Origin of the sequence: Dietzia sp. Cai40, assembly GCF_014145165.1 — a bacterium.
Classification (GTDB): Bacteria; Actinomycetota; Actinomycetes; order Mycobacteriales; family Mycobacteriaceae; genus Dietzia; species Dietzia natronolimnaea.
The window spans coordinates 1-6,215 of the sequence record NZ_JAALEB010000330.1 but is presented as its reverse complement, the minus strand read 5'-3'; the positions used below and the strand labels follow the sequence as shown (position 1 = coordinate 6,215).

Below are 6,215 nucleotides of genomic sequence, written 5' to 3'. Positions count from 1 at the left end.
CACGCCGTGGGCGTTGACGTTGATCCAGAACGCCTCGGTCTCCACCAGTCCGTCGGGTCGCGGCCCGTCGTCGTCGGGGCCGTCCCGGTGCTCCGCCGTCAGGCGCACCCGCATGTTCGCCCACCTGGTGGACAGTCCGGAGCACCAGCGCTGGAGGTGGACGGTGGCCGGCCAGGAGATCGGCTCGATCACGTCGATCACGGTCCGCCGGACGATCCAGTACGGGTCGGTCCGGGCGTGACCGGTGGCCTCGAGATCGTCGCCCGCCACGTCCTGGAGGAACCGGGCGATGCTGTCCAACCGCAGCCGGCGCAGGGGATCGACCTCGCCCGTTCGCACCGTGCGGGAGGTGGAGTAGCCCGATCCGGCCGAGGGTGGAGGGGGAAGCGGTTGCGGGCCGTCATCCTGCACTGGGTCGGTCATCTATATGGTCCTCTCGCGTGTCCGGTCCGGGCGGGCGCGTCGCGCCCTTCCGGTATCCCGCGACGGTCCGGCCACTGTAGACGTACTCCCACCGCGCGGCGGTCCCGGGCACGCCGGGTGACGGGTGGTCCATGATGGGGACACCGACAGACCCCGGAGGTCGACATGCGCAAGTGGCTCCTCGGCGCCCCCGTCGCCGCCCTGGCCGCCGTCGCGGCCTCGGACCTGAGACAGACCAGGTACCCGATCCTGCGGACCTTCCCCGTCCTGGGGCACGCGCGGATGGCCCTGAGCTCCATCGGTCCCGAACTGCGCCAGTACATCGTGGCGGGCAACAACGAGGAGCGGCCGTTCACCCGGGACCAACGTGCCTGGATCCAGGAGTCGGCGGAGGGACGGGCCACCACGTTCGGGTTCGGCACGGACAACAACATCGAGTTCCTCGAGGGTTACCCGATCGTCAAGCCGCGCACGTTCGCCGGGGTGACGGTGTCGGCCCACGCGCACTCCGCCGAGCAGATCCAACTCCCACCGGCCAAGGTCCTCGGCGCCGCCCGCGGCCGGGCCCGCGCGTTCCGCCCCGAGTCCCTGGTGTCGATCTCGGGGATGAGCTACGGCGCGCTGTCGGCCCCTGCTGTCGAGGCCCTCAACCGCGGCGCCGCTCTCGCGGGCGCTCTGCACAACACGGGCGAGGGCGGGCTGAGCCCGTACCACCAGAAGGGCGGTGACCTGGTTTTCCAGATCGGCACCGCCTACTTCGGGGTCCGCGACGCCGAAGGCCGATTCGACATCGACGCTCTGGTGGCCCTCACCGAGAAGCACCCGATCCGGGCGATCGAGATCAAGCTCAGCCAGGGCGCCAAACCCGGACTGGGCGGCCTGCTGCCCGCGGCCAAGGTCACGGCGGAGATCGGGCGGATCCGCGGCATCCCCACCGACCGCGAGTGTGCGAGCCCGTCCCGGCACACCGCCTTCCACGACGTGGACTCCATGCTCGACCTGGTGGAGGAGATCGCCGAGCGCACCGGCCTGCCGGTGGGCATCAAATCCGCGGTCGGCGAGCTGGACTTCTGGGAGCAGCTGGCCGCCGCGATGATCCCGCGGGAGCGCGGCGTCGACTTCATCACCATCGACGGTGGCGAGGGTGGCACCGGCGCCGCCCCGCTCGTCTTCACCGACGCGGTGTCACTGCCGTTCCGGTTGGGATTCTCCCGCGTCTACCGGGTCTTCGCCGAGGCCGGACTGACCGACGACGTGGTGTTCGTGGGCTCCGGCAAGCTGGGCATCCCCGAGAACGCGGCGGTCGCGTTCGCGCTCGGTGCGGACATGATCGCGGTCGGCCGCGAGGCCATGCTCTCCATCGGCTGCATCCAGGCCCAGAAGTGCCACACCGACCGCTGCCCCACCGGGGTGGCCACCCAGAACCCGTGGCTGGTCCGAGGAGTGGACCCCACGAACAAGGCCGTGCGGTGCGCGGCCTACATCCGGTCGCTGCGACGCGATCTCGTCAAGATCTCCGGCGCCGTCGGCGTGCCCCACCCGTCACTGATCGGGCCCGAGGACGTGGAGCTGGCCAACGGCACCCGGGACTCGACGACGCTCGCGGAGATCTACGGATACCGACCCGGGTGGGGACTGCCCGGCCCGGCCGACATCCGCCGGATCACCGACCTCATGACCGCGAGCGGCGCGGCCGAGCACACCGCCGCCTACACGCCCCCCGGGCTCTGACCACACCCCTCCCCGACCCTGCTCCACCCCGCCCCGCCCCGCCATCGAAAAGAGCGTTCCGCGCAGATCTACTCGGCCGATGTGTGCGGAACGCTCTTCCCGACGGCTGCGGGCGGGGCCCGGCGGGGGCCCGGCGGGGGCGCGGGGGACCGGCGACTACGCCGACGCGCCGGCCCTGAGCAGTCCGAGTTCGCGGTTGAGGTTGGCGTGCGCCTGCTTCTCCCACGCGTCGCGGCCGGCCCGCGTGAGGAAGACCGATCTCCGCTCGAGTAGCGCCTCCAGCGACGCGATCCGCCCGGCCACGAACCGCTCGCCCGGCACGTGCGCGAACTCGTGGCGGACGTCCTGCGTGTAGGTGTCGTACGTCTCCGGGTCGGCCCCCAGGACCGCGAGATCGGCATCGGACAGGACCGCGCCGTTGAGGTCCCCGGCCTCGACCCGGTGCCCGCCCATGAGCCGCACGAGGCGCGCCACCTCGCCGACGGGGGCGGCCGGATCGAGAGCCTTCTCGGTGAACGCCGCCGACTTGTCGTTGTTCTCCGACTCAGTGGGGTCGAACACCGCGGTGTGGAACCACGCGGCCAGCCGGACGGCGGTCCCGTCGAACGCCTCGCCGTCCGACTCCAGGGCGTCGACCGCACGCAGCACCGCGCGCAGGTGCGTCTCGTTGTGGTAGCGACGCCGCGGTTCGTTCCACCGCTCGAGCAGATCCGAGCGCAGCCCGGGCGTGAGGAACTCGACCTCGGCGTCGAGGGGATCAACGGGTGCCGGACGGTCGGTATCCATGTCCCGATGCTACCGCCGGACCCCGTCTCATCTGCGCGAATCACCAACTGCGGCACCAGGACCGGCCCCCGCGCCTACTCCTCCAGGTCCGCTCCCGTACGCGGCGGGAACGCCGCCAACGCCTCCTGCTCGGCCGCGTCGAACATCCGGGCCCGCGACAGGAACCGCCTGCCGGTCGGGTTCTCGAGACTGAACCCCGAGCCCCGGCCCGGGACGGCGTCCAACACCAACTGCGTGTGCTTCCAGGTCTCGAACTGTGTGCCCGAGATCCACACGCGCACCCGGGTCGACGACGACGAGGAGGGCGTGCGCGCCTCGTCGTCGTCGCCCGGTGGTTCGGACCGGTCGGCTCCGGACGGACCGTCCGCGCCGAGGTCGACCTCTCCCACCAGCACGTCGCGCTGTCCCACTCGGAACTCACCGACGGGGTAACACATGGGTGCCGACCCGTCGCAGCACCCGCCCGACTGGTGGAACATCACCGGGCCGTGCCGGCCGACGAGCTCACGGATGAGGTCGACGGCCGGCTCGGTGACCACGACGCGGGGCGGGAGACCGGGCGGCGCCCCCTCCGGCGGGAGGGCGCGCGCCGCGATGGGCACGCTCCCGCCCGAGGGGAGTCCGCAGACGTCGTCCATGACCGGTCCCTCCTCTTCTGATCCGCCGCGGCTCAGAAGAAGCCCTGCGGCTTGCCCGAGTAGCTCACCAGCAGGCACTTGGTCTGCTGGTAGTGGTCGAGCATCATGCGGTGGTTCTCGCGCCCGATGCCGGACTGCTTGTAGCCGCCGAACGCCGCGTGGGCCGGGTACTGGTGGTAGGTGTTGGTCCACACCCGGCCGGCCTGGATGGTGCGACCGGCCCGGTAGGCGGTGGTGCCGTTGCGCGACCACACGCCGGCGCCCAGGCCGTAGAGCGTGTCGTTGGCGATCATCATGGCGTCGTCGAAGTCGGTGAACGAGCTCAGGGAGAGCACGGGCCCGAAGATCTCCTCCTGGAACAGCCGCATCTTGTTGTGGCCGCGGAAGACGGTCGGCTGCACGTAGAAGCCGCCCGCGAGATCGCCCTCGAGCTCCGCTCGTCCGCCGCCGGTGAGGACGTCCGCGCCCTCCTGCTTGCCGATGTCGATGTAGGACAGGATCTTCTCCAACTGGTCATTGGAGGCCTGCGCGCCGAGCATCGTGTCGGTGTCGAGCGGATTGCCCTGCGTGATCTTGTTGGTGCGCTCGATCGCGAGCTCGCTGAACTCGTCGAAGACCGACCTCTGCACGAGCGCGCGTGACGGGCACGTGCACACCTCGCCCTGGTTGAGGCCGAACATCGCGAAGCCCTCGAGCGCGGCCTGACGGAAGTCGTCGTCGGCGTCCATGACGTCCTCGAAGAAGATGTTGGGGCTCTTGCCGCCCAACTCGAGGGTCACCGGGATGAGGTTCTCCGAGGCGTACTGCATGATCAGGCGTCCGGTGGTGGTCTCACCGGTGAAGGCGACCTTGCGGATGCGGGGGTTGGAGGCCAGCGGCTTGCCGGCCTCGGTGCCGAATCCGTTGACCACGTTCACGACGCCGGGCGGGAGCAGGTCGCCGATCACGGACATGAGGAACAGGATCGACGCCGGGGTCTGCTCGGCGGGCTTGAGCACCACGCAGTTACCCGCGGCCAGGGCCGGGGCGAGCTTCCACACCGCCATGAGGACCGGGAAGTTCCACGGGATGATCTGTCCGACCACGCCGAGCGGCTCGTGGAAGTGGTACGCCACCGTGTCCTCGTCGATCTGCGAGATCCCGCCCTCCTGGGCGCGGATGCAGCCGGCGAAGTAGCGGAAGTGATCGATCGCCAGCGGGATGTCGGCGGCCAGGCACTCGCGGATCGGCTTGCCGTTGTCCCACGACTCGGCCAGCGCGATGGCCTCGAGGTTCTCCTCCATCCGGTCGGCGATCCGGAGCAGGACCAGCGAGCGCTCCGCGGCGGAGGTGGCGTTCCACCCGGGGGCGGCGGCCCACGCGGCGTCCAGGGCCGCCTCGATGTCCTCGGACGTGCCGCGGCCGACCTCGCAGAAGACCTGGCCGGTGATCGGGGTGACGTTCTCGAAGTACTCGCCCTTGACGGGTGCCACCCACTCGCCGCCGATGAAATGGTCGTAGCGGCTCTTGTAGGACATCACCGAACCATCGGCGCCGGGCTGTGCGAAAACGGGCATCGTGCCCCTCCTTCTCCTCCGCGCGACCCCCGTGGTCGTCGCTGTGATGTAGGACACTATGCGCGGCGGGGTTGCAGCAACGTTGCACGCGGGCCGGCCCGAGCCGATCGCGTGCGGCCACTGCCCGACCGGGCAGGGCCGGACCCGTTCGACCTGCCGGAATCCACTGAATCCTCTCGCCGCGGACCTCCCGCTCGCCCTACCGTCTGCCCCCATGGAGACCACAGCGACCCGCGGGACGAGCCGGACGATCTCGGCGATCCGGGGCGGACCGGGCCGGCGCTTCGGGGCGTTCACCGTGATCGCCGACGACCGTCGGGTGCGGATCGGGCACGACCTCGACGACGACGAGGTCAGCGAGGCGCTGATCCCGGCCATGGCCCGCGACCTGCTCGCCACCGGGGTCCTGCACACCGTCGACGAGTTCCACCGGGCCGTGACCGCGCTCGTGACCTGCCGGGACGCGAGCTGGGAGGAGTGCTGGTCCGCCTACTACCGGTCGTCGATCTCGGCACTGGCCAGCGGCGTCTGCCCGTTCTCCCCGGTGCACGACCGGGCGGTGGCGGAGATGGTCGGCGACTCCGCGGTGGAGATCGGGTGTTGCTTCGGGTTCCTGTCCCTGCGGCTCGCCCGCGAGGGTGTCAGGACCATCGCCGTGGACCTCGACCCCTCCGTCCTCGGGTTGCTCCGGACCTGCGCACCCGTCGGCGCCGCCCGGCCCACGCCCGTCTGCCTCGACGCCCGGACGACCCCACTGGCCCCGGCCGCCGCGGACACCGTCTACCTCGTCCACGTCCTCGAGCATCTGGACGAGGACGCCGGCTGGGACATGGTCCGCGACGCACTCCGTCTGGCGCGGAGACGCCTGGTGATCGCCGTGCCCTTCGAGACCGTCGCCGTGGCGCAGTACGGCCATGTCCGGACCTTCGACGTCCCCACGCTGGCGTCACTCGCCGCCCGGATCGCGGCTGTCGGTGACGGCCGGGCCTCCGGTGTGCGGACCCGGGTCGACCAGCACCACGGCGGGTGGCTCGTGGTCGACAAGTGACGCGCCCCGTCGCCCCGTCGCCCCGTCGCCCCG

The 6,215-nt window shown here is 71.1% G+C and carries 6 protein-coding genes; 2 read left to right on the top strand and 4 right to left on the bottom strand.

All coding sequences use genetic code 11. The features are described from left to right. Positions 1-423, bottom strand: a 423-nt coding sequence (locus G6022_RS12685; RefSeq protein WP_241731202.1) for an acyl-ACP thioesterase domain-containing protein, incomplete at its 3' end; no start/stop codon positions are given. Positions 424-588: 165 nt separating this feature from the next. On the opposite strand from G6022_RS12685, the gene G6022_RS12680 reads away from it, so the two are divergent. Continuing rightward, positions 589-2,154, top strand: coding sequence for an FMN-binding glutamate synthase family protein (locus tag G6022_RS12680; protein WP_182638619.1), 1,566 nt, complete (start codon positions 589-591; stop codon positions 2,152-2,154). A gap of 156 nt (positions 2,155-2,310) precedes the next feature. Here the strand turns inward: G6022_RS12680 and G6022_RS12675 are convergent, their stop codons facing one another. From G6022_RS12675 to G6022_RS12665, 3 genes are all read right to left on the bottom strand, one after another. Further along, positions 2,311-2,940 carry a hypothetical protein gene (locus G6022_RS12675; protein WP_179524185.1) on the bottom strand — a complete coding sequence of 210 codons (630 nt, stop codon included), beginning with the start codon at positions 2,938-2,940 and terminating at the stop codon, positions 2,311-2,313. A 74-nt stretch (positions 2,941-3,014) separates the two neighbouring features. Next, on the bottom strand, positions 3,015-3,578 hold the full coding sequence (locus tag G6022_RS12670) for a DUF779 domain-containing protein (RefSeq protein ID WP_187701046.1): 564 nt from the start codon (positions 3,576-3,578) through the stop codon (positions 3,015-3,017). A gap of 32 nt (positions 3,579-3,610) precedes the next feature. After that, a complete protein-coding gene (locus tag G6022_RS12665) occupies positions 3,611-5,134 on the bottom strand; it encodes an aldehyde dehydrogenase family protein (RefSeq protein ID WP_179524183.1) in 1,524 nt (507 codons plus the stop codon). A 214-nt stretch (positions 5,135-5,348) separates the two neighbouring features. Between G6022_RS12665 and mftM the strand changes: the two genes are divergently transcribed. Then, positions 5,349-6,182, top strand: a complete 834-nt coding sequence (gene mftM / locus G6022_RS12660; RefSeq protein ID WP_182639592.1) for a mycofactocin oligosaccharide methyltransferase MftM — start codon at positions 5,349-5,351, stop codon at positions 6,180-6,182. Positions 6,183-6,215: the final 33 nt, after the last annotated feature.

Coding starts and splice junctions, on each gene's coding strand:
- G6022_RS12680 (WP_182638619.1), top strand. CDS start 589: ATGCGCAAGTGGCTCCTCGGCGCCCCCGTCGCCGCCCTGGCCGCCGTC.
- G6022_RS12675 (WP_179524185.1), bottom strand. CDS start 2,940: ATGGATACCGACCGTCCGGCACCCGTTGATCCCCTCGACGCCGAGGTC.
- G6022_RS12670 (WP_187701046.1), bottom strand. CDS start 3,578: ATGGACGACGTCTGCGGACTCCCCTCGGGCGGGAGCGTGCCCATCGCG.
- G6022_RS12665 (WP_179524183.1), bottom strand. CDS start 5,134: ATGCCCGTTTTCGCACAGCCCGGCGCCGATGGTTCGGTGATGTCCTAC.
- mftM (WP_182639592.1), top strand. CDS start 5,349: ATGGAGACCACAGCGACCCGCGGGACGAGCCGGACGATCTCGGCGATC.